Raw genomic sequence first — 20,658 nt, forward strand, 5'->3', positions numbered from 1 at the left:
GGATCAGTGGCCCGGATCACGTTGCGGTCTGGACCAGTGCGCTGTCAATACGCCGGACAACGCACCGTTGCACCGGTCGGGGAGCCTTCGCTGCGCGGACGAGGAGGCACCGTTGTCAGTGGGATGCGTCAGAATTGAATCCAGGGCCACCGCACGACATATCGAGGGGCACACATGTCCGGATTGATCGACACCACGGAGATGTATCTCCGCACCATCCTCGAACTGGAAGAGGAGGGTGTGGTCCCCATGCGGGCCCGCATCGCGGAGCGGCTGGAACAGAGCGGCCCGACGGTCAGCCAGACCGTGGCCCGCATGGAGCGGGACGGTCTGCTCACGGTCGCGGGCGACCGGCACCTGGAGCTGACGGAGGAGGGCCGCCGGCTGGCGACGCGGGTGATGCGCAAGCACCGCCTCGCCGAGTGCCTGCTGGTCGACGTCATCGGTCTGGAGTGGGAGCAGGTGCACGCCGAGGCGTGCCGCTGGGAGCACGTGATGAGCGAGGCGGTCGAGCGCCGCGTCGTGGAGCTGCTGCGCCACCCCACCGAGTCCCCGTACGGCAACCCCATCCCGGGCCTGGCGGAGCTGGGCGAGAAGGCCGAGGTCGATCCGTTCCTGGACGCCGGCATGGTGAGCCTGATGGATCTGGACCCGGGCGCCGACGGCAAGACGGCCGTGGTGCGCCGGATCGGCGAGCCCATCCAGGCCGACCCCCAGCTGATGTACACGCTGCGGCGGGCCGGGGTGCAGCCGGGCGCGGTGGTCAGCGTGACGGAGTCCCCGGCAGGGGTGCTGGTCGGCAGCAGCGGCGAGGCCGCCGAGCTGGACGCCGAGATCGCCAGTCATGTCTTCGTCGCCAAGCGCTGAGCCCGGCACCACGGCGCGCTGAGCGTCCCACGGCCCGGAGGCCCCGCGCGGCGGCGGCCGCCGGGCACGCCCCTCACTCCTCCCCGCCGCTGCCGCCCATGAGCCCGCTGAGCTGCGCCGATGCGCACGCCGGCGGGCTCGTCAACTTCCGCGGCGATGAACGGTCTTGTGCGAGTCCGTGCGGATCGGCCGCGCTCGTGTCACTCTGGCGCTGACGCATGGCCATGCGTCGTCACTCCGGCGTGCTGTGCTGACGGCCGAGGGGGCCCGGATGTGTCCATTGAGTGCGGTCGAGGACGGTCAGGGCCCCGGCGCTGCGAGCTGCCGGGGCCCTGCCTCCCCATGTCCCCCCACCGTGACCCGGAGCCCCGAGCTCTCAGGGTCGTTCCCCACGGGCCCCCTTCCCGGTAGGGCCCGCCTCCCGGCAGATGTCTCCCCGTGGTGGGCGTGGCCAATCCCGCAGCAAGGTCACTCGAAAGTGGGGTGTTGGGCGCGGCAGCGATCTACTCGAATATAGGTTCGATAGTCTGGGGTGTGCGGGGCAGGTCAGGGGACGATTGGGGGTGCCAGGGCACATGGTGCGGCGTATCGATGTGACGGGGTCCGGCGGCGTGCGGCTCGCGGCCTGGGAATTCACCGACCCGCCCAAGAGCGGTGGCGGCCTGGGGGAGAGCGGGCGGCGGCCCGGTGTGCTGCTGCTCCACGGCCTGATGGGCCGCGCCTCCCACTGGGCGGACACCGCCCGCCGGTTGAGCGCCGCACACCGCCCGGTCGCCCTCGACCAGCGCGGCCACGGCCGCAGCGAGAAGCCCGCCGACGGCCCGCTCGACCGCACCGCGTACGTCGAGGACGCCATCGCCGCCGTCGAGCAGCTGGAGCTGGCCCCGGCGGCCCTGGTCGGCCATGCCATGGGCGCCCTGACGGCCTGGCAGGTGGCGGCCCGCCGCCCGGATCTGGTCAGCGCGCTGGTGATCTGCGACATGCGCGCCTCGGCGCTGGGCGCGGCCTCGCAGCGCGAGTGGGCGGAGTGGTTCCGCTCCTGGCCGGTGCCGTTCGCCACCCTCGCCGACGTCCGCAAGTGGTTCGGCGAGGAGGATCCGACGCTGGAGCGCCCCCGGCCGGCCCGTGGTGAGTTCTTCGCCGAGGTGATGGCCGAGCGCGCCGACGGCTGGCGCCCGGTCTTCTCCCGCCGCCAGATGCTCAGCGCCCGCGAGACCTGGGTGCACGACGCCCACTGGGAGGAGCTCGCCCAGGTCGCCTGCCCCACCCTCGTCGTCCGCGGCCTGGACGCCCAACTCGGCCGCGCCGAGGCCCAGGAGATGGTCCGCGTCCTGCCCCGCGGCAGCTACGCCGAGATCCCCGACGCCGGCCATCTCCTGCCCTGGGAGCAGCCCGACGCCTGGTGCCGCGTCATCGAGTCCTTCCTCGGCGCGGTGGCGGCGCGTTCCTGAAGGGCGGGGAGGGCAGGGGCGGGGCCGCGTGCGGCGTGGGGCGCTGCGTCCGCGCAACGGCGCACCGCCTCCTGCGCACCGCTCACCGGCCGTCGACCCGGGGCCCGCCGGCCTGTGGTCCGACGTGCGGCCCGACGAGGTGTCGGCCGCTTGCCCGTCGGGCCCGCCGCCCTGCCGGCCCACAGCCTTCGCGGCCTCCGCGGCGGGAGGTGAGCGGCCGCGGCGCACGGGCCGCGGCCACCGCAACGGCGCCGTCCCCTATGAGGGTTGACGCCACCTCACCCGGTCCCGTCGAACTTCCACACCAGCGGCTTCGTGGTGCCCGCGTCGGCCCAGTGGATCTCCAGGGACCGGGCGCCCTTGGGGATCATGTACGTCCGGCAGATGACATGGCTCTCGCCGACCTGCCAGTTGTCGATGTCGACCGGGTCCTCGCAGCCGGGGAGGTCCTCCGGCGCGCCGGTGAGCAGGCCGCCGCGCTGGCCGTCGGCGTAGACCTCGGTGCCGTTGACCACCTTCGACAGGCCCTTGACGACGACGGGGCCCTTGTTCGTGAACTTCACATAGGCGGTCGCCGCGACCAGGCCGTTGGCGTCCTTGGGATCCTGGACCATCTTCTGCGCGTCGGCCTCGGTGCCCACATGGACCTGCTGCGCGAGGACCTCGTAGGCGATCTTCCCGGAGTCCTCCTTGTACTGCACGGTGCCGCTCTGGCCGGACCTCAGCACGCCGTCGCCGGCCGCATCGGCCGGCTTTCCGCCCACCGGTGCCCCGGTGTGCGCGGAGTTCTCCCCGACGTCCGCCCGGGAACCGGTGGCGGAAGCCGGCAGGTTCCTCCCGTCGCAGGCGGTCAGCGCCAGCGCCAGGACGGCGACCGGCGCGGCGGCGCGCAGCCATGCGGCCTTGGTGTGCAGCAAAACGTTCTCCCGGTCCTTGCTCTCCCCCGTTGCACGGCACCGTTGCCCCGTGCGCGCGAACGGTCGTGAGAGCGGAGCATAAGAGCGCGCTTTCCACCGTGTCGAAACGCGGAATGCAGGTGCCGGTCACCTTCCGTTGGGCCGGTCCGGGAGCGTCTCGGCCGATTCACCGCAATTCCAGCAAAAAGGCTCGCGGATTCCCTCGCCCCCGGCGTCCAATTGCGGGTGAATTCAACGGCATTGCGCTCCGGCTGGGAGTCGAGGGTAATCCCCGAACAAAACTTGTACCCGGTTTTCGCATAACCGGGGCGGGCCGGCCGGGGTGCCGTGCCCGCGTCGGCGCGGCCCGCCGTGCCACGCGTCCTCCGGGCTGTGCGCTCACGCCAACGTGCGGGTGAAATCGCCGCGTTGGACCCGGGCGGCGAGCGAGTCGCCGGCCAGCAGGGAGCCGTAACCGGTGGCGGCCCAGAGGCTCCGCTCGGCCGGCACCTCGAAGTACGGGACCGGGCGGCCCTCCAGACGGTCGGTGAGGACCTCGGGCGCACGGCGGGTGCGGACGGCACGGAGGCAGGCGTCGCAGGCGGCGACCCGGAGCTGCTCCCGGCGGCCCAGCGGCCGCCAGGGTATGCGGCGGCCGGCCGGGCCGTGCAGCGGGTGGAAGAAGCACAGCGGCAGCGTGCCGGGGGCCGGCGAGAGCGCCGCGCGCCCCTCGGCCACCAGCGCGAACACGCCCGCCAGGTCCGGTATGCCGCGGGCGCGGTCCAGCACCGTGCCGGCCGCGGCATAGGCGTCCAGCGCGCGCTCGATGGCCGCCGGGTCGCCGCCGGCGGCGCGGGCCTCCTCGCCGAGCCGCACCACCGCCTCGCCGGCCCGCTCGCGCAGCCCCTCCTCGTCGGCCTGGTGCGCGGCGGCGAAGACGGACCGGGGCATGGCGAACGGCGTTCCGAAGTCGCGCAACCGGGAGCGGCGCCGCAGTAGCAGCCAGGCCGCGGCGAGCAACAGCACCGGCCCGGCGGCCAGCGCCACGACCCGGACGACCGGGGAGACCGGGGACGCCCCCGACGCGGGCTTCCTGGGGGCGCTGCTGCCGCCCGACGGGTCGAGGTGGGCGGTGAGCCGCTCGTACACCTGGTCGCCGTCGCCGGCCTTGATGATGTCGATCGCCCGGGATATGCGCTTGGTCAGCCCGGCGCCCTTCAGCGCGTCGTCGAAGTACACCGAGGCGGCGGCGTGTTCGGCCTGGTGGGCGTGGGCGGGCCATTCCTTGGCCTCGATGTCGTCGGCGAGGTCCCCGGGGGTGATAAGGATGGCCGGGCCGCCGCCCGTCCGCTCGTGCACCACTTCGGCGAGCTGCTCCGGCTTCCCCCCCCAGTTGTCGCCCTCGACCAGCGGGACCAGCACCACCCGGATCGGCAGCCGCGTCTGGGCGATCTGCCTCACCAGTGCGCGCTGGTCGTCCGCGTCGACCGCCGAGGAGAGGGACGGATCGACGTACACCGGCGAGCTGCGCAGGGCGTCCGCGATCTTCTGCCCCGGGCTCTCGGCGGCCGCGGCGGGCCCTGCGACGGCGCAGAGCAGTGCGGCGGAGGCCGCGCCGACGGCGAGGGCGGACCGCAGCGGACGGCGGTGGCGAAGGTCAGTTGACACCGAAGGACTCCCGTACCTCGCGGGTGAGTTGATCTATACCGGCGCCGTTGGCGAGGGCCGCCAGGGGGCCGGGATGCAGCGGGTAGGGGCGGTTGCCCGGGCGCCCGGAACCGTCCGCACCGTAGAGCCGCAGCACCTCGCCGGGCTTCTCCCGGCAGGCCGCGCAGACCGGGCGTATCGGCACCTTGCGGCGGCCTGCGGTCGGCTTCGACCGCTGCCCGTCGGCCGTGCCGTGCAGCGGATTGCGGTGGCAGACATACGCCGCGGCGGACGGCTCCCGGACTGCGGCCCGGCCGGCCCGGGCCAGCACGATCGCGCAGGCCAAGCCGGCGGCGGTGGCGTCGCCGTCGATGCGGCCGTCGCTGTCGCCGTCGACCAGCAGTGCGGCGGCGTCCAGGCACTCCCACGCCCGGCGCCGGGCCTCCTCCGGCAGTTCGGCCACCGACTCCAACTCGGCGGTGAGCGCGTCCACTTCCTCCCACGCCGTGCGTCGCAGCCACGTGCGGCGGGGCTCCACGGGCGCCGCCGCCGCGGCCACGGCCCGGGCGCGCCCCCGACCCAGCCACCGGACGAGCGCCCAGACCGCCACCACCAGCCCGAAGAGCAGCACGGCGGCCAGCCCGCCGATGAACAGCCCGGCCCGGAAGTCCCCGGAGAACAGGCCGGGAAGCTTCTGCTGCGCCACCGGGTCCGGCGCGGGCGGCGGATCGTACGGCCGGCCGGCCTGCGCGGACCCGGGCGCCTTGGAGAGATAGCTGAGCAGCCTGTCCAGACGGGGGCCGAGCGGGGCCGTGGCGGGATCCGCGTAGGAGAGGTCCTTGGGGCGGTCGTAGAGGTAGGAGGCGTCCACATGGGCGCCGTAGTTGACGATCTCGATGCGGCCGCCCGTCGGGTCGGCGAGCACGAACAGGGCGTCCCGGCGCAGTCGGTCGTGCAACTGCTCGGCCAGCAGGTCCTCGTCGCCCCGCGACTCGTCGTCCCTCGACGTGGGCACGGCGGCGACCAGCACCGGGACGGACAGTGTGCCGATCCGCTTGCGCAACGCGGCGTGCCGGGCGGCGTCCAGAGGGGACGCGATCTCCGGATCGACGTAGATCGGATCGTGGCGGAGCCCCTCGGCGACGCGATCGACCCGGGCCCGCATATCGGCGGCCGTCGGCACCGAGCCGTCGCCGGTGGTGGTGTCGTCGAAGACCCGCGACGCGGTGAGGGCGAGCAGCGCAGCGAGCGCCAGCGCACCGAGCTCCAGCAGCGGCCACTGCCGCCGCGGCCGAGCGGGGGCGGCTGCGCCGCCGGGCTTGGCCGACGTCACGGTCCGGCGGAGCCCGTCGTTCTTCCCGGTGCGACTTCTTGCAGTGCCGGACTTCGCCGTGCCGGCCCTTGCCGTGCCGGCCTTCGTGCGGCCGTTCTTCGACGTGCCCTTCCTCACCGCCGTGCGCCCGGCCGGGGACGCGGGGGCGGCGCCGCCGACGCTCCCGGCGTCCCCGATGGTCACGGTGCCCATGGCGCTCGGGCCGCGTCGGGAACGACGCCTGGCTCCCGCGTACTTCGCGATCAGCAGCGCCGTCAGCGGCACTCCGACGACCGTGACACCGGTCAGAAAGCTCTGGTCCTCCCGATCCGTCTGCGTGGTGTGCAGAGCGGGCGGTTCATTGGAGTTGTACGCACCGCCGTAACGGGCGCGGGCCTGGTCGGCGCGCTGATCCGCATGCCCGGAGAGGAGCACGTCGGCGAAGTGCCGGAAGGTTTCGCGGGGCGTGGCGTCCAGGGGCATCTCGTACGTCGTCGCGGTCTTCGCGTCCGCCGCCCCCGGCACGCTCACGCCGAATGTCTGGACGTCCGACAGGCCCATCTCGGACAGTGCGACATACAGTCCCTTGCGCCCCAGGTGGTCGTGGATCCCCGCGAGCAGCCCGGAATCCAGGCCACCGGAGGTGGTGAACGGCAGCACGACGACGTACACCGGAACGTGCAGCCGCCGGGCTTGCGCGGCGAAGAAGGGGGCGGTGGAGCGTGGCACGGCGCGCGGCAGTTCGTCGCTGATGTAGACCGGGCTGTGCCGGAGTTGTGCGGCGAGGTACGCGAACTGGCCCTGGGCGTCGGCGGCCGCGGTTGGCCGCGCCGCGGCGGGGGCCGGTGCCGGTGCTGTCGGTGCGGCGTGCGCCACGCTGGCGGAGAGGAATGCGGTGGCGGCGGCGAACAGTGCTGCCAACCATCGTGTCGCCCGCGACGTTACGGTGCGTTGCACGGCTTCCACCGCCCCCCTGGTTCGTGTCGTTGCGATGACGCTACAGCGGTGGGCTGTGCGGCGGGAAAGGCTGTGGATAACTTGGGCGGGGCCGCTGTTTGTGTTCGTGGGTGGCGGGGTGGGGCTGTGGCGTGGGCCGGTGGGAGTGGGGGAAAGACGGGGCCGTTGTGGTGGCCCCGAGACCAGAAGCTCTGCTCATGCGCGAGCCCCCCTGACCTCCCCTTCACTCACCGGGGCGGGGATCGCCGCCGTCGGACGGGAGGGTGTGGGGCCGCAGGGGTGGGTGTTCGGACGTAAAGCGCAGCAGTCCGAACACCCACCCCTGCGGCCCCACACCCGCCACCCACCACCCACAGAGGCGGGCCCCGCCCCACGCCCCCCTCCGCCGTCGGCGGAAGACCACCACGGCGGGAAAGCCGACGACGTGGGGGCAACGGCCCCAAAGGGGCCAGAACGCGGGGGGGTGCCCCTATGGGTTTCGTCAACCCGTGGGGGCTGGTTGGGGTTGGTAGAAGGTGCCGTCGCGGAGCATGGCGAAGAGCACGTCGGCTCGTCGTCTGGCGAGGCAGAGGAGGGCTTGGGTGTGGTGTTTTCCCTGGGCGATCTTCTTGTCGTAGTAGGCCCTGGAGACGGGGTCGGCCAGGGCGGCGAACGCGGAGAGGAAGAAGGCGCGTTTGAGCTGTTTGTTTCCTCTGCGCGATGGCTGTTCGCCGCGGATGGAGGACCCGGAACTGCGGGTTGCCGGGGCGAGGCCGGCGTAGGCGGCGAGGTGGGCGGCGCTGGGGAAGCTGCTGGCGTCGCCGATGTCGATGAGGATGCGTGCTCCGGTCCTGACGCCGATCCCCGGCATGGACGTCAGGACCTTGGAAAGAGGGTGAGCCTCCAGCAGTTCCTCGATCCTTGTGGCGAGGAGTTTGCGCTGGTCAAGTACCGACTGGAGCGAGCTGGCGAGGCTGGGGACGATCAATGCGGCCGCGGCCGTGCCTGGCACGACCACTGTCTGCTCGTCCAGGGCGGTGAAGATGTCATCGACGAGCCGTTCCGCCATCCGTGGTGCCTTTGGGCGGATCAGGTTCACCAGCCGACGCCGTCCGGCCTTGCGGACCTGGGCCGGCGAACCGCACTGGTCGAGCAGCTTGAGCACGGCTGGGTGCTGCATTCGCGGTCCCAGTACCCGTTCCAGCGACGGGTGGATCTGTGTCAGCAGTCCCCGCAGTCTGTTGCTGATGCGGGTGGCTTCGCCGGCCAGGTCGTCGTCGAAACCCACGATCATTTCCAGCTCGGCTACTGCCTCGTCGGCAAGCTCGACGGCCCGCAGAGTGTGCGGCATCGACCGGGCCGCGTCCGCGATGATGAAGGCGTCGCGGGCGTCGGGTTTGGCTTCACCGGGGTAGAGGTCGGCGATCCGCCGCATCGTCAGGCCCGGCAGGTAAGCCACGGGGCAGTCCATGTCGCGGGCCACGGCCAGCGGCAGGGCGCCGATGGAGGCGGGCTGGTCGACGACCACGAGCACGGTGCCGTGCTTGGCTTTCAGCTTGGCGAACACGTCGCGGAGCTTGGGTTCGCTGTTGGGCAGCCGCTTGTCGAAGGCCTTCCTTCCGGCCGGAGTGACGGCGGTGGCGTGGTGTTCGCTCTTGCCGACGTCCAGGCCGAGGAAGGCGCCGATCTCACTGACGTCGATCACGTGCGTCCTCTGGTCGTTCCCGCCCGGCCGTCCCACGGCACCGATCGCCACATCCACATTACGAAGAGCCTCCCGACCTGCGGACAAGCCGGTGGTCATGCCCCTAATCAGCGGTCTGTCGATGCCTCCGGAGCCGGTGACACCACCCCCCAGGCCATACGTTCGACAGGGGGAGAAAGTCATGCCAACTCCGAAGGCCGGGCGCCCCATTGCGGGGCCACCAAGAAGGTAATGGGGTGCCCCTATGGGTTTCGTCAACCCGTGGGGGCTGGTTGGGGTTGGTAGAAGGTGCCGTCGCGGAGCATGGCGAAGAGCACGTCGGCTCGTCGTCTGGCGAGGCAGAGGAGGGCTTGGGTGTGGTGTTTTCCCTGGGCGATCTTCTTGTCGTAGTAGGCCCTGGAGACGGGGTCGGCCAGGGCGGCGAACGCGGAGAGGAAGAAGGCGCGTTTGAGCTGTTTGTTTCCTCTGCGCGATGGCTGTTCGCCGCGGATGGAGGACCCGGAACTGCGGGTTGCCGGGGCGAGGCCGGCGTAGGCGGCGAGGTGGGCGGCGCTGGGGAAGCTGCTGGCGTCGCCGATGTCGATGAGGATGCGTGCTCCGGTCCTGACGCCGATCCCCGGCATGGACGTCAGGACCTTGGAAAGAGGGTGAGCCTCCAGCAGTTCCTCGATCCTTGTGGCGAGGAGTTTGCGCTGGTCAAGTACCGACTGGAGCGAGCTGGCGAGGCTGGGGACGATCAATGCGGCCGCGGCCGTGCCTGGCACGACCACTGTCTGCTCGTCCAGGGCGGTGAAGATGTCATCGACGAGCCGTTCCGCCATCCGTGGTGCCTTTGGGCGGATCAGGTTCACCAGCCGACGCCGTCCGGCCTTGCGGACCTGGGCCGGCGAACCGCACTGGTCGAGCAGCTTGAGCACGGCTGGGTGCTGCATTCGCGGTCCCAGTACCCGTTCCAGCGACGGGTGGATCTGTGTCAGCAGTCCCCGCAGTCTGTTGCTGATGCGGGTGGCTTCGCCGGCCAGGTCGTCGTCGAAACCCACGATCATTTCCAGCTCGGCTACTGCCTCGTCGGCAAGCTCGACGGCCCGCAGAGTGTGCGGCATCGACCGGGCCGCGTCCGCGATGATGAAGGCGTCGCGGGCGTCGGTTTTGGCTTCACCGGGGTAGAGGTCGGCGATCCGCCGCATCGTCAGGCCCGGCAGGTAAGCCACGGGGCAGTCCATGTCGCGGGCCACGGCCAGCGGCAGGGCGCCGATGGAGGCGGGCTGGTCGACGACCACGAGCACGGTGCCGTGCTTGGCTTTCAGCTTGGCGAACACGTCGCGGAGCTTGGGTTCGCTGTTGGGCAGCCGCTTGTCGAAGGCCTTCCTTCCGGCCGGAGTGACGGCGGTGGCGTGGTGTTCGCTCTTGCCGACGTCCAGGCCGAGGAAGGCGCCGATCTCACTGACGTCGATCACGTGCGTCCTCTGGTCGTTCCCGCCCGGCCGTCCCACGGCACCGATCGCCACATCCACATTACGAAGAGCCTCCCGACCTGCGGACAAGCCGGTGGTCATGCCCCTAATCAGCGGTCTGTCGATGCCTCCGGAGCCGGTGACACCACCCCCCAGGCCATACGTTCGACAGGGGGAGAAAGTCATGCCAACTCCGAAGGCCGGGCGCCCCATTGCGGGGCCACCAAGAAGGTAATGGGGGGCGAAGGTCACCCCTTGCTCACGGCCGCCAGAATCTCCGGCAGTCGTGACACCACGCGCGGGGCCGCCATCCGGAGGCCCAGTGCCGCGACGCCCAGGCCGTACAGCGCGCCGGCCGGCAGCAGGATCCACAACAGGGCGTGCAGGTCCGCCACATGGAGCCAGATGGTCAGGCCGAGGAGGGGCGAGATCAGCGCGCCGGAGGCCAGTACTCCGGCCAGGAAGCTGGACCATACGAGCGAGCCCTGGCCGGCGGCGACGTTCTTGTTGCCTTCCGAGGGGATGGAGTACGGGGCCAGCGCCGAGGCCATCGCGCCGGTGGCCATCAGGGCGCCCAGCAGGGCCAACGAGAGGCCGTAGACCTCCGGGAAGGCCGACCACGGGCCGATGAGGGCTGCGGCGAGGACGCCGACCAGCATGGTGTACGGGACGGCCACCAGCGCCACGGCCAGCGCGCGTGCCTTCAGCTCCGTGTAGGCGTCGCGCGCGGTGGCTACCGTCTGGGCCACCATCCAGAACGCCGAGGTGTCCTGCCCGAACTGGTTGAACATCTGCATCCCGAGCATCCCGGCAGCCCACAAGGCGATGTAGACGCTGCGGTTGCCCTGGGTGGAGTAGACGACCGGCATCAGCAGACCGAAGCCGAGCGACATGGCCCAGGACATCTTGGACTTCGGGTCGCGCCAGGCGTAGCGCAGTGTGCGCAGCATGACGGTGCCCGTGCGTCCGCCGGGCAGCAGTCGCGCGAGCCCGCGTTCGGCGCCGACGGGCCGGCGTGCGCTGTCTTTCTCCACGGCCTGGAGGGTGGAGGCGTCGGGCGACGTCAGCAGGGTGGTCAGGGTGCGCTGCCACCACCACAGGAGGAGGGCCAGGGCGAGCACCGTCAGTGCCAGGCCGGCCGCGGCGCGGCCGTAGGCACCGTGCGCCGTGTCGTCGACGGCGCTCAGGGCGGAGGCCGGCGGCACCCAGCGCAGCACTTCGCCCAGCGGTTCCAGGAAGGCCAGGCCGTCGGGGCGGCCCAGGCGCTGGACGGCGAGGTTGATGCCCTGGGCGCCGAAGGCGACGAACAGGCCGCCCAGCACCGCGAGGTCGCGGCCGCGGCGGCTGGTCAGCAGCCGCGTCGAGGCGGTGGCGATGGCCCGTGCCAGGGTGACGCAGACCAGCACCACCAGGACGACGGCCAGGACGCCGACGAGCGCGGAGAGCGCCCCGTCCGCGACCGCGATCACGGCGGCGGTCGCCAGGGCGAGGGTGACGAGCGGGCCGACGCCGACCAGGGATGCCGCCAGCAGGGCGCCGATCAGCGGGCGGGGCCGCAGCGGCAGCATCACCAGGCGGGTCGGGTCGAGGGTCTCGTCGCCGGTGGGGAAGAACAGCGGCATCACCGCCCACCCCAGGGTGAGGAGCCCGGTGAGGATGACGGCGAGCACCCCGGCGTACGGATTGCCGCGCAGCGCCACCAGGCCGAGCACGACCACGGCGGCGAGGAGCAGCCCGGCCAGGGCTGAGAAGGCGAAGGCGACGGCTCGCCCGGTCGACTGGCGCAGGCCGTTGCGCAGCAGGGTCAGCTTGAGGCGTATGAAGACCGGGAGGGGCGAGGGGGCGGTGGCTTGGGTGCTCATCGGGCGCCGCCGCCCAGCCAGTCGAGGTTCTGCCCGGCGCCGCGGCCGCGGGCGCCGACCAGTTCGAGGAAGGCGTCCTGGAGGGAGGGCGCGGCGCCGCGCACCTCGGCCAGCGGGCCCTGTGCGCGGATCTTGCCGGCGGCCATCACCGCGACCCAGTCGCAGAGCGACTCGACCAGCTCCATGACGTGGCTGGAGAAGATCACGGTGGCGCCGGAGGAGGTGTAGCGCTCCAGGACGCCGCGGATGGTCTGCGCGGACACCGGGTCGACGCCCTCGAAGGGCTCGTCCAGGAAGAGTATTTCGGGGTTGTGCAGCAGGGCCGCGGCGAGCCCGATCTTCTTGCGCATACCGGTGGAGTAGTCCACGACGAGCTTGTGCTGGGAGCCGGAGAGGTCGAGCACGTCCAGCAGCTGGCCGGCCCGTTTGTCGACCTCGGCGCCCGGAAGGCCGCGCAACCTGCCTATGTAGGCGAGGAGTTCGCGCCCGGAGAGGCGCTCGAAGAGGCGCAGGCCCTCCGGCAGCACGCCGATCTTGGACTTGACCGCCACCGGGTCGCGCCAGACGTCGTGGCCGCCGATCTCGACCAGTCCGGAGTCGGGCCGCAGCAGGCCCGTCACCATGGAGAGCGTGGTGGTCTTGCCGGCGCCGTTGGGCCCCACCAGGCCGATGAAGTGGCCCGCCGGCAGCGTCAGATCGATGCCGTGGACGGCGGTCTGCTCGCCGAACCGCTTCCACAGGCCCTCGATGCGGACCGCGGGCGGCCCGTCCACGGCGCCGCCCGGGGTCGTGACCGACCCGTCCCGCGCTTGCTTCTTCCCCGGTTCGTTGGCCACGGCCTGCCCTTCGACGTCCCCGCAGGGGCCTGGTCACGGCCCCCGTCCAGGCACCCCACGATACGGGCAGGCACTGACATCCCGACCGTCGCCCGCGTCAGCGGGCGCGGAGCGCCGCCGCGTCGCGTGCGCAGGCGTACGCCAGCGGGCTGATCAGCTCTTCCGCATCCGGCAGCCAGCGGTTGCTGGCGGTGGGGCGGCGCGCCCACTGCACCGCGCCGTGCGAGCCGACCCGGGTCGGCGGCGCGGCGATGTACTCGCCCTCGCCGCGGCAGATCAGGTCGAGCGCGGCCGGCGCCCAGCCGAGGTTCCGCACCAGGTCCGGGACCTTCGCGGAGGCGCCGGGGAGGACGAGGAAGAGCATCCGACGGTCCGGCGTGCGGGTCACCGGGCCGAGGGTCAGTCCGAGCCGCTCCATCCGGGCCAGCGCCAGGCAGCCCGCCATCTCGGGCACGTCCAGAGCCTCGAACGCCCGGCCCGTCGGCAGCAGGATCGACGCCCGCGGGTGCTTGCTCCACATCCGGCGGACGGCGGTGGCGCTGCCGGTGGCCGTGCCGGCCCAGCCCGGCGCGGTCGGATGGGCCCCGGGGGAGGGGCAGTTGACGGCGCTGCACGAGCAGCGCGGCCGGTCGCCGTCGTGCTCCAGCCATGCGCCGGGGAACACCTCCCAATGGCGTTCCTCCGCATAACGCACCGCAGTTTCGATGAGTTGCTCGCCGCGCTGTTTGGGGATCTGCGGGGCTCCTGTGACTCCGATGGTCTCTTCCACGCAGATGACAACTGCACGTGTCACCAAGGGTTACGGCCGAATGGGTGACAGCACCGGCGCATCGTTCCCGCACGTGGGGCGCATGGATGCACCAGTGGGGGCGCGTGTGCGGATGGGGCCCGGGAAGCGGGTAGCCACCTGCGTGACGGGCGGAGAGGCCGCCCGGCGGACGGCCGGTGCAGCAGGGGAGAGCTGCATCGCCCGCCGTGACCGGTGCACGGGCACCGGGCGCCCCCTCCTCGTGGATCAGCCCTTCGCGGCACGGACGTCGGGATGCCGCGCTTCGCACGACGACGCACGGGCAACGCGCACATCGCGCGTATCCCGGGCATCCGCTGTGAAGCGCGTCGCCCGGTTCGTACCGATGCATATCCCGGATGTCTCGGATATCCCGGATATGTACGGGGAATTGATCGCGGGGACGGCGTTCGCCGGTGAACGCGCAGCAGCAGTACAGGGGGTACACACCATGGCCGCCAGGCCACTCGTCGCGCGCCAGCCCAATGAACGGCTGCAGGCGCTCATCCAGGAGGCCGGCTGTTCCAACGCCGGTCTGGCCCGCCGCGTCAACATGTGCGGCGCGGAACACGGCCTCGACCTGCGCTACGACAAGACCTCCGTGGCCCGTTGGCTCCGCGGGCAGCAGCCGCGGGGCCGCGCCCCGGCCATCATCGCGGAGGCACTGGGCCGCAAACTGGCCCGCACGGTCACCATCGACGAGATCGGGATGGCCGACGGGAAGAACCTCGCGTCCGGGGTGGGGCTACAGTTCTCACCCACCGTCCTGGGCGCCATCGAGCAGGTCTGCGAGCTGTGGCGCAGTGACGTGGGGCGCCGGGACTTCCTCAGCGGATCCACGGTCGCCGCCTCCGCGCTGGTGGAGCCCAGCCGGGACTGGCTGATCACCGGGGCGGACAGCCAGGTGTCCCGCAACGCCGGGGCCCGGGTGGGCATTTCGGACGTCGCGGCCGTACGGGCCATGACGTCGGCGCTCAGTGAACTGGACCACCGCTTCGGCTCCGGGCACGTCCGGCCGGTCGTCGTGCACTACCTCAACAGCGTCGTCTCGGGGCTGCTGGCGGGGTCGTACCGCGAGGCGGTCGGCCGGGAACTCTTCGCCGCGGTCGCGCGGTTGACCGAACTGGGCGGCTACATGGCCGTCGACACGGGGCAACCGGGTCTGGCGCAGCGCTACTACATCCAGGCGCTGCGGCTGGCGCAGGCGGCCGGCGACCGCGGCTACGGCGGCTATGTGCTGGCCGCCAGCATGAGCCATCTGGCCGCGTCGCTGGGGAATCCGCGGGAGATCGCCCAGTTGGCGCGGGCCGCCCAGGAGGGGGCGCGGGGGCAGGTCACGCCCCGGGCGGAGGCGATGTTCTTCGCCGCGGAGGCGCGCGGCCATGCCCTGATGGGCGACGCCCGGGCCTTCCAGTCGGTCGCGGGCCGTGCGGTGGCGGCCATGGAGCGGGCCGAGGCGGCCGCCGACGCCGGCGACGACCCGGCGTGGATCGGCCACTTCGACCCGGCATACCTGGCCGACGAACTGGCGCACTGCCACCGGGACTTGGGTCAGCCCGTCCCGGCCGCGCAGTGCGCGCAGGAGGCGCTGGAGGGCCATCCGGCGAGCCGGGCGCGCCGCCGCGCCATCGGGATGGTGCTGCTGGCCAGCGCCCAGGCGCAGCAGCGGGAGGTCGAGCTGGCCTGCCATACGGGCACCCGGGCGATCGAGTTGCTGGGTGCGCTGCGCTCGGACCGCGGTACGGAATACCTGGACGACTTCCGGCAACGCCTGGAGCCGTATCAGGACGAACCAGTCGTAAGGGAATTCACCGCACGGATGGAACTCCGCGTCGCGGCGTGAGCAACGCCTCAGGGGGCGACCGCGAGCCGGGAAAACGGGGGCCGGCCGCGCGCGGAAGGAGGAACGGGCCGAGGGGCGTTCGGCCGTGTGCCGCCGGGGCGGGCCGGGATTCCGGCCCGCCCCGGCGGGCGGACGGCGGCGCCGGGGCCGTGGCCGGTGCACGATCCGGCGGTGACCAGGACACATGGTCGAACGTTGCTGCGAACCGGTAGCGTGCAGCCGACGATTCCGTAGGTCTGCACGATGGTAGGAGTCCCGGTGACGCAGAGCGGACAGGGCCACGACCCGCAGAATTCTGCGGCGGGCCCGGCCAGGGAGGGCGTAGTGCTGCCCGCCGGCGGCGGAGACGCCTGGGCGCCCGAGCAGCAGGCCGCACCACCCGCCGGACAGCCGTGGGGCGAGCCCTGGGGGCCCGGCCGGCAGCCGGCCGCACCACAGCCGGCGCAGCCCGCAGGCGCCCCCGACGGACCGCAGCAGTACGGGCAGCACGCGCCGCAGGGCTACCCGGCCGCCCAGCCCCCGACCGCGCAGCAGCCGCCGTACCAGGGCGTCCCCCAGCAGCCCCAGGGACAGCCGCAGACCCCGCCGATGCCGGCCGCGGCGCCCCCGATGCCGCCGCAGGCGCCCCAGCAGCCCGCCCCGGCGCCCCAGGCGGGCCCGCCGGCCACCGGGCCGCTGCCGCCCGCCGCCGGGGGCCCCGAGGCCACCACCGTCCTGCACCTCGGCGGCCGGTCCGCCCAGCAGCCGGCCCCCGCCGGTGAGCCCGGGGCCGGCGCCCTGCCGCCGCAGAACGCCCCGTACGCCGGCCGGCTGCCGCACCCGTCGGGCGAGATAGTCCGGGCCACGCGGCAGGCCGGCGCGCCGCTGCCGCCCGCCGCGGGCGACGCCGAGGCGACCACCCTCCTGCCGCCCGTCCCCGGTGCAAGCACCGGCTCCACTGGAGCGGCTGGCGCCGCGCCCTCTCCCGGTGCCGCCCCGCTGCCGCCCCAGGCCGCCGCCCCGGAGCCCCGCGACGCGGCCACCCAGATGCTGCGGGCGATCAAGCCCGACCAGGCGCCGCCGGCCGCCCGGCCGATGCCGCAGTCCCAGCCGATGCCCGGCGCCGACCCCGAGGGCTCCGAGCCCACCCAGCTGATCCCGCCCGTCGGGGCCGCCACCGGCCCCGGGGCGCCCACCCCGCCGCCCGGCGCGCCCTACGGCGTCCCGCCCGGCGGCCCCGGCGACCGGCCCACCCCCGCCGAGTTCGACGGCCTGTTCCGCGACGGCCCGGCCGGCCCGGGCGCGGCCGCCGCCCCCGACTCCACCGCGCAACTGCCGCGCTTCGACCACCAGACCCCGCCGCCCTACGGCCAACAGGGCGGCCCCGGCGGCCCGTTCGCCCCCGGTGGCGGGCAGGACCAGTACGCCTCCTACGAGGACGACGGCCCCCGGCGCCGCAAGATACCCGCGGCGGCGATCATCGGCGCGATCGTGGTCGCGCTGGCGGCCGTCGGCCTCGGCGTCGGCTGGGCGCTCAGCGGCAGCGGCGGCGACGACACCGGCCAGCAGAAGAAGAAGGAGGAGCCCGGCTCCAGTACGGCCAAGTCGGCCGGCGGCGACAACTCCTCCAAGTCGGCCGACGACCCGGCCGCGGGCCAGGCCAAGGGGCTGGACGCGCTGCTCGCCGACAGCAACAACAGCCGCTCCGCGGTCATCGGCGCCGTCCAGAACATCAAGTCCTGCGCCAACCTCCCCGCTGCCGCCAACGACCTGCGGTCCGCCGCGGGCCAGCGCAACGACCTGGTCAAGCGGCTCCAGCAGCTCCCCGTGGACAAGATCCCGAACAGCGCGGAGCTGACCGCCGCGCTGACCAAGGCGTGGCAGTCCTCGGCCGCCGCCGACAACCACTACGCGGCCTGGGCCGACAAGGTGGGCGGCAAGGGCGGCTGCGACAAGGGCCACGCCAAGGGCGGCAAGGAGGCGTCCCAGGGGAACGCGGCCAGCGGCGCGGCCACCCAGGCCAAGCAGCAGGCGGCCGGCCTGTGGAACCCGCTCGCGCAGAAGTACGGCCTCCGGGAGCACCAGCCCGAGCAGCTGTGAGGGGCGCGGCCGGCCCCGCGGGCGTCAGTAGTCGTCCGAGGGCCGCCGCTCCAGTGTCCCGCCGACGTCGACGAACCCCTCCCGGGCGGCGACCAGTTCGCCGTTGCGCACCACCTGGTACGTCACGTCCGCGTTGACGATGCGCGGGAAGTCCGCGACGGCCAGCATGTCGTCGTCGCGCCAGCGCAGTTTGGGCGTCAGGCCGCCGGTGTCGACGGCCCGGTCGCCGTGGTCCAGGGCGTTCTGGAGCGCGTGCGCGGTGATGTCCTCCACGCCCGCGTCGGCCAGCTGCCGGATCACCGCGCTCAGCACCGTGTAGGCGATCCAGGTCGTCTGGACACCCTGGTCGGCCGGATCGAGGCGGTTGTCGTCGAACGCCTCCTCGGTGATCACCCGGCGCATCGGAGCCCACCGCGGATCGCCGGGCACCGGGTACCAGCCGGTGACGTCCGCCCCCTCCAGCGGTCCCGAGGCGCCGCCGCCACGGTTGACCATCGACTGGTCGACGCTGCCCAGGACGGAGCCGACCCGCACCTTCGGGCTGCTCTCCTGGAGGCGCCGGAAGGAGTCGAAGAAGGTGTCGGTGTCGTCGCCCAGCGAGGCGGCCACACAGGAGCCGGGCGCCTCGTCGCCGGAGCGCGCCGTCCCGTAGCGGGCGGGCTCCGCGCCCACCGCCTTCAGGGCGGCGGCCACCTGCGCCGAGTAGTCGGTGCCGCCCTCGGGCGCCTTGACGTCCACGGCCGGGTTCCGGCCGGTGCCGCGGCCGCTGCCGAGCCCGGCGTCGAGGAGGTTCGGCATCAGGTCGCCCTGGATGGTGTCCGGGCGGACCAGCGCCACCCGCCGGCAGTCCGCGGCCAGTTGGCGGCCGTTCCCCGCCAGGAGGGCGGCCTGGCCGCCGTTCACCGGGTAGGACAGCGGGCTGGCGAACTCCTCGGCGGACGCGCCGTAGCCGCCGATGTACGGGATCCCGGCCACCTCCAGCGGGGACATGAACGACCGGCCCCACCGGCTGTACGAGCCGACCACCGCGACCGCCCCGGCGTCCACCGCGCGCCGGGCGCACCGCGCGGCCTCCACCGAGTCGTCGTGCTCGTTGCAGGTGAGGACGTTCAGCGGGTGGCCGGCGATGCCGCCGCGGGAGTTGACCCAGCGGGCGTACGCCTGCGCCATGGCCGGCATGCCCGGCATGTTGGTCGTCCGGGTGCCCTCGGGCGCCCAGGTCATCACCGTGACCGGCGCCCCCTCCCCGCCCCCTGTGCCGGGGAGGGAGCCGCAGCCGGACAGCAGCGACGCGAGGACCGCCGTGCACGCCGCGGCGGTCGCCGAGGCGCGGGGGAAGGGGCGGGGGGAGGAGCGTCGCCGACCGGTCATGACCCCGCAGCCTTGCCTCCCGTACCGAACGCGTGCGTGACATCCGCGCAACGGAAGGTGACATCGCGGTGAAGTCCGGGGGGCCGATCGAGAGCAATCGGGAGGAACGTACGATTCCCTGCTGTGCAAGGTTCGGAGAAGTCTTCCCGTCGCGGCCGCCGCTCGACCACCATGGGCGCTATGCCGCTCTCTGACATGCCGTGGTGGCGCTGGCGCAGCAATGTGCGCTCCGCGCTGCACATGCTCTCCGACCCCGTCTTCCAGCAGCACACCTGGCTCGCCGGCCGGCCCGGGTACGGGGACGTGACCGACGCCGTCTACCGGCTCGTCGAGGACACCTGGCTGGACAACTGGTCCGCCGACAAGTACATCGGCACGATCTTCCGCGACACGCAGGAGGCGCAGCTGGTGGACGTCGCCGTGCTGCGGGTGCTGCGCATCATGCACGCGGTCGGGCCGGACGCCCCGGTCGCCGCCTACCTGGAGCACCCCGGCTGGCCCGACGCCGTACGGGCCGCCCGCGAGGCGCACGTCCAGATGGCCGCCGCGGACGGCGAGGACCCGGACACCGCCCCGCACTCCCTCGAAGCGCTGGCGGCCCTGACGGGCCCGCTCCAGGCCCCGGCCTGACCGCCGCTCCCGGCGCCGCGGTCGGAGCCGCCCGGCGGATATGCGACCCTATGAGGTCATGAGCGAGTCGCAGCCCACCCAGCCCGGTCAGCAGGACCGGAACAACCAGTACGTCCTCACGCTGTCCTGCCCGGACAAGAAGGGGATCGTGCACGCCGTCTCCAGCTATCTCTTCATGACCGGCTGCAACATCGAGGACAGCCAGCAGTTCGGCGACCACAGCACCGGGCTGTTCTTCATGCGCGTCCACTTCACCGCGGAGGCGCAGGTCGACGTCGAGAAGCTGCGGGCCAGCTTCGCCGCGGTGGGCGACTCCTTCGGCATGGACTGGCAGATCCATCAGGCCGACGCGAAGATGCGGGTCGTGCTGATGGTGTCCAAGTTCGGGCACTGCCTGAACGACCTGCTCTTCCGCTCCCGGATCGGCGCGCTGCCCATCGAGATCGCGGCCGTGGTCTCCAACCACACCGACTTCGCCGAGCTGGTCGGCTCGTACGGCATCCCCTTCCGGCACATTCCGGTCACCCGGGACACCAAGGCCGAGGCCGAGGCGCAGCTGCTGGAGCTGGTGGAGAAGGAGCGGATCGAGCTGGTGGTGCTCGCCCGCTACATGCAGGTGCTCTCCGACGACCTCTGCAAGGCGCTGGCCGGCCGCGTCATCAACATCCACCACTCCTTCCTGCCGAGCTTCAAGGGCGCCCGGCCCTACCACCAGGCGCACGCCCGCGGCGTCAAGCTGATCGGCGCCACCGCGCACTACGTCACCGCGGACCTCGACGAGGGCCCGATCATCGAGCAGGAGGTCGAGCGCGTCGGCCACGAGGTCACGCCGGACCAGCTGGTGGAGATCGGCCGGGACGTGGAGTGCCAGGCGCTGGCGCGGGCCGTGAAGTGGCACAGCGAGCGCCGGGTGCTGCTCAACGGCACCCGCACGGTGGTCTTCGCCTGACGCTCTTCGCCTGACGGCCTTCGCCCGAAGCGG

The 20,658-nt window shown here is 72.9% G+C and carries 15 protein-coding genes; 6 read left to right on the forward strand and 9 right to left on the reverse strand.

Annotated elements, in window-relative coordinates:
* The first annotated feature begins 174 nt into the window (after positions 1 to 174).
* Positions 175 to 867, forward strand: a complete 693-nt coding sequence (locus K2224_RS09870; protein ID WP_221906204.1) for a metal-dependent transcriptional regulator — start codon at positions 175 to 177, stop codon at positions 865 to 867.
* A gap of 575 nt (positions 868 to 1,442) precedes the next feature.
* On the forward strand, positions 1,443 to 2,318 hold the full coding sequence (locus K2224_RS09875; RefSeq protein WP_221906205.1) for an alpha/beta fold hydrolase: 876 nt from the start codon (positions 1,443 to 1,445) through the stop codon (positions 2,316 to 2,318).
* A 278-nt stretch (positions 2,319 to 2,596) separates the two neighbouring features.
* Here K2224_RS09875 and K2224_RS09880 read toward each other — a convergent pair whose 3' ends face one another.
* The 8 genes from K2224_RS09880 to K2224_RS09915 form a co-directional block, all read right to left on the reverse strand.
* Entirely contained in the window at positions 2,597 to 3,235 is a 639-nt protein-coding gene (locus tag K2224_RS09880) for a hypothetical protein (protein ID WP_221906206.1), read from the reverse strand.
* A 378-nt stretch (positions 3,236 to 3,613) separates the two neighbouring features.
* Positions 3,614 to 4,882: a hypothetical protein gene (locus K2224_RS09885; protein ID WP_221906207.1), complete on the reverse strand. Its 1,269-nt coding sequence runs from the start codon at positions 4,880 to 4,882 to the stop codon at positions 3,614 to 3,616.
* Entirely contained in the window at positions 4,872 to 7,094 is a 2,223-nt protein-coding gene (locus K2224_RS09890) for a hypothetical protein (RefSeq protein WP_260692451.1), read from the reverse strand. Before K2224_RS09890 ends, K2224_RS09885 begins: the two co-directional genes overlap by 11 nt.
* Before the next feature lie 517 nt (positions 7,095 to 7,611).
* Complete coding sequence (locus K2224_RS09895; protein ID WP_221909547.1) at positions 7,612 to 8,814, reverse strand: IS110 family transposase; 1,203 nt, start codon at positions 8,812 to 8,814, stop codon at positions 7,612 to 7,614.
* 254 nt (positions 8,815 to 9,068) lie between these two features.
* Positions 9,069 to 10,271, reverse strand: coding sequence for an IS110 family transposase (locus tag K2224_RS09900; protein ID WP_221909414.1), 1,203 nt, complete (start codon positions 10,269 to 10,271; stop codon positions 9,069 to 9,071).
* Positions 10,272 to 10,516: 245 nt separating this feature from the next.
* Positions 10,517 to 12,130: a transporter gene (locus tag K2224_RS09905; protein WP_221906209.1), complete on the reverse strand. Its 1,614-nt coding sequence runs from the start codon at positions 12,128 to 12,130 to the stop codon at positions 10,517 to 10,519.
* Positions 12,127 to 12,966, reverse strand: coding sequence for an ABC transporter ATP-binding protein (locus K2224_RS09910; RefSeq protein WP_221906210.1), 840 nt, complete (start codon positions 12,964 to 12,966; stop codon positions 12,127 to 12,129). The genes K2224_RS09905 and K2224_RS09910 overlap by 4 nt, the downstream gene beginning before the upstream one ends.
* A 97-nt stretch (positions 12,967 to 13,063) precedes the next feature.
* Positions 13,064 to 13,735 (reverse strand): bifunctional DNA primase/polymerase, encoded by a 672-nt coding sequence (locus K2224_RS09915; protein ID WP_221906211.1) that lies wholly within the window; start codon positions 13,733 to 13,735, stop codon positions 13,064 to 13,066.
* Positions 13,736 to 14,204: 469 nt separating this feature from the next.
* Between K2224_RS09915 and K2224_RS09920 the strand changes: the two genes are divergently transcribed.
* Entirely contained in the window at positions 14,205 to 15,596 is a 1,392-nt protein-coding gene (locus K2224_RS09920; protein WP_221906212.1) for a transcriptional regulator, read from the forward strand.
* Positions 15,597 to 15,854: 258 nt separating this feature from the next.
* Positions 15,855 to 17,675: a hypothetical protein gene (locus K2224_RS09925; protein ID WP_313904767.1), complete on the forward strand. Its 1,821-nt coding sequence runs from the start codon at positions 15,855 to 15,857 to the stop codon at positions 17,673 to 17,675.
* A 24-nt stretch (positions 17,676 to 17,699) separates the two neighbouring features.
* Here K2224_RS09925 and K2224_RS09930 read toward each other — a convergent pair whose 3' ends face one another.
* The gene (locus K2224_RS09930; protein ID WP_221906213.1) at positions 17,700 to 19,046 is read right to left on the reverse strand and encodes an ABC transporter substrate-binding protein; all 1,347 of its coding nucleotides are present in this window, start codon (positions 19,044 to 19,046) and stop codon (positions 17,700 to 17,702) included.
* Between the two features lie 171 nt (positions 19,047 to 19,217).
* On the opposite strand from K2224_RS09930, the gene K2224_RS09935 reads away from it, so the two are divergent.
* Together K2224_RS09935 and purU are read left to right on the forward strand one after the other, a co-directional pair.
* Positions 19,218 to 19,676, forward strand: a complete 459-nt coding sequence (locus tag K2224_RS09935; RefSeq protein WP_221906214.1) for an SCO4402 family protein — start codon at positions 19,218 to 19,220, stop codon at positions 19,674 to 19,676.
* Between the two features lie 58 nt (positions 19,677 to 19,734).
* The gene (gene purU / locus K2224_RS09940; RefSeq protein ID WP_221906215.1) at positions 19,735 to 20,625 is read left to right on the forward strand and encodes a formyltetrahydrofolate deformylase; all 891 of its coding nucleotides are present in this window, start codon (positions 19,735 to 19,737) and stop codon (positions 20,623 to 20,625) included.
* The last annotated feature ends 33 nt before the right edge of the window (positions 20,626 to 20,658 follow it).

Source organism: Streptomyces sp. BHT-5-2 (assembly GCF_019774615.1).
Lineage (GTDB): Bacteria > Actinomycetota > Actinomycetes > Streptomycetales > Streptomycetaceae > Streptomyces.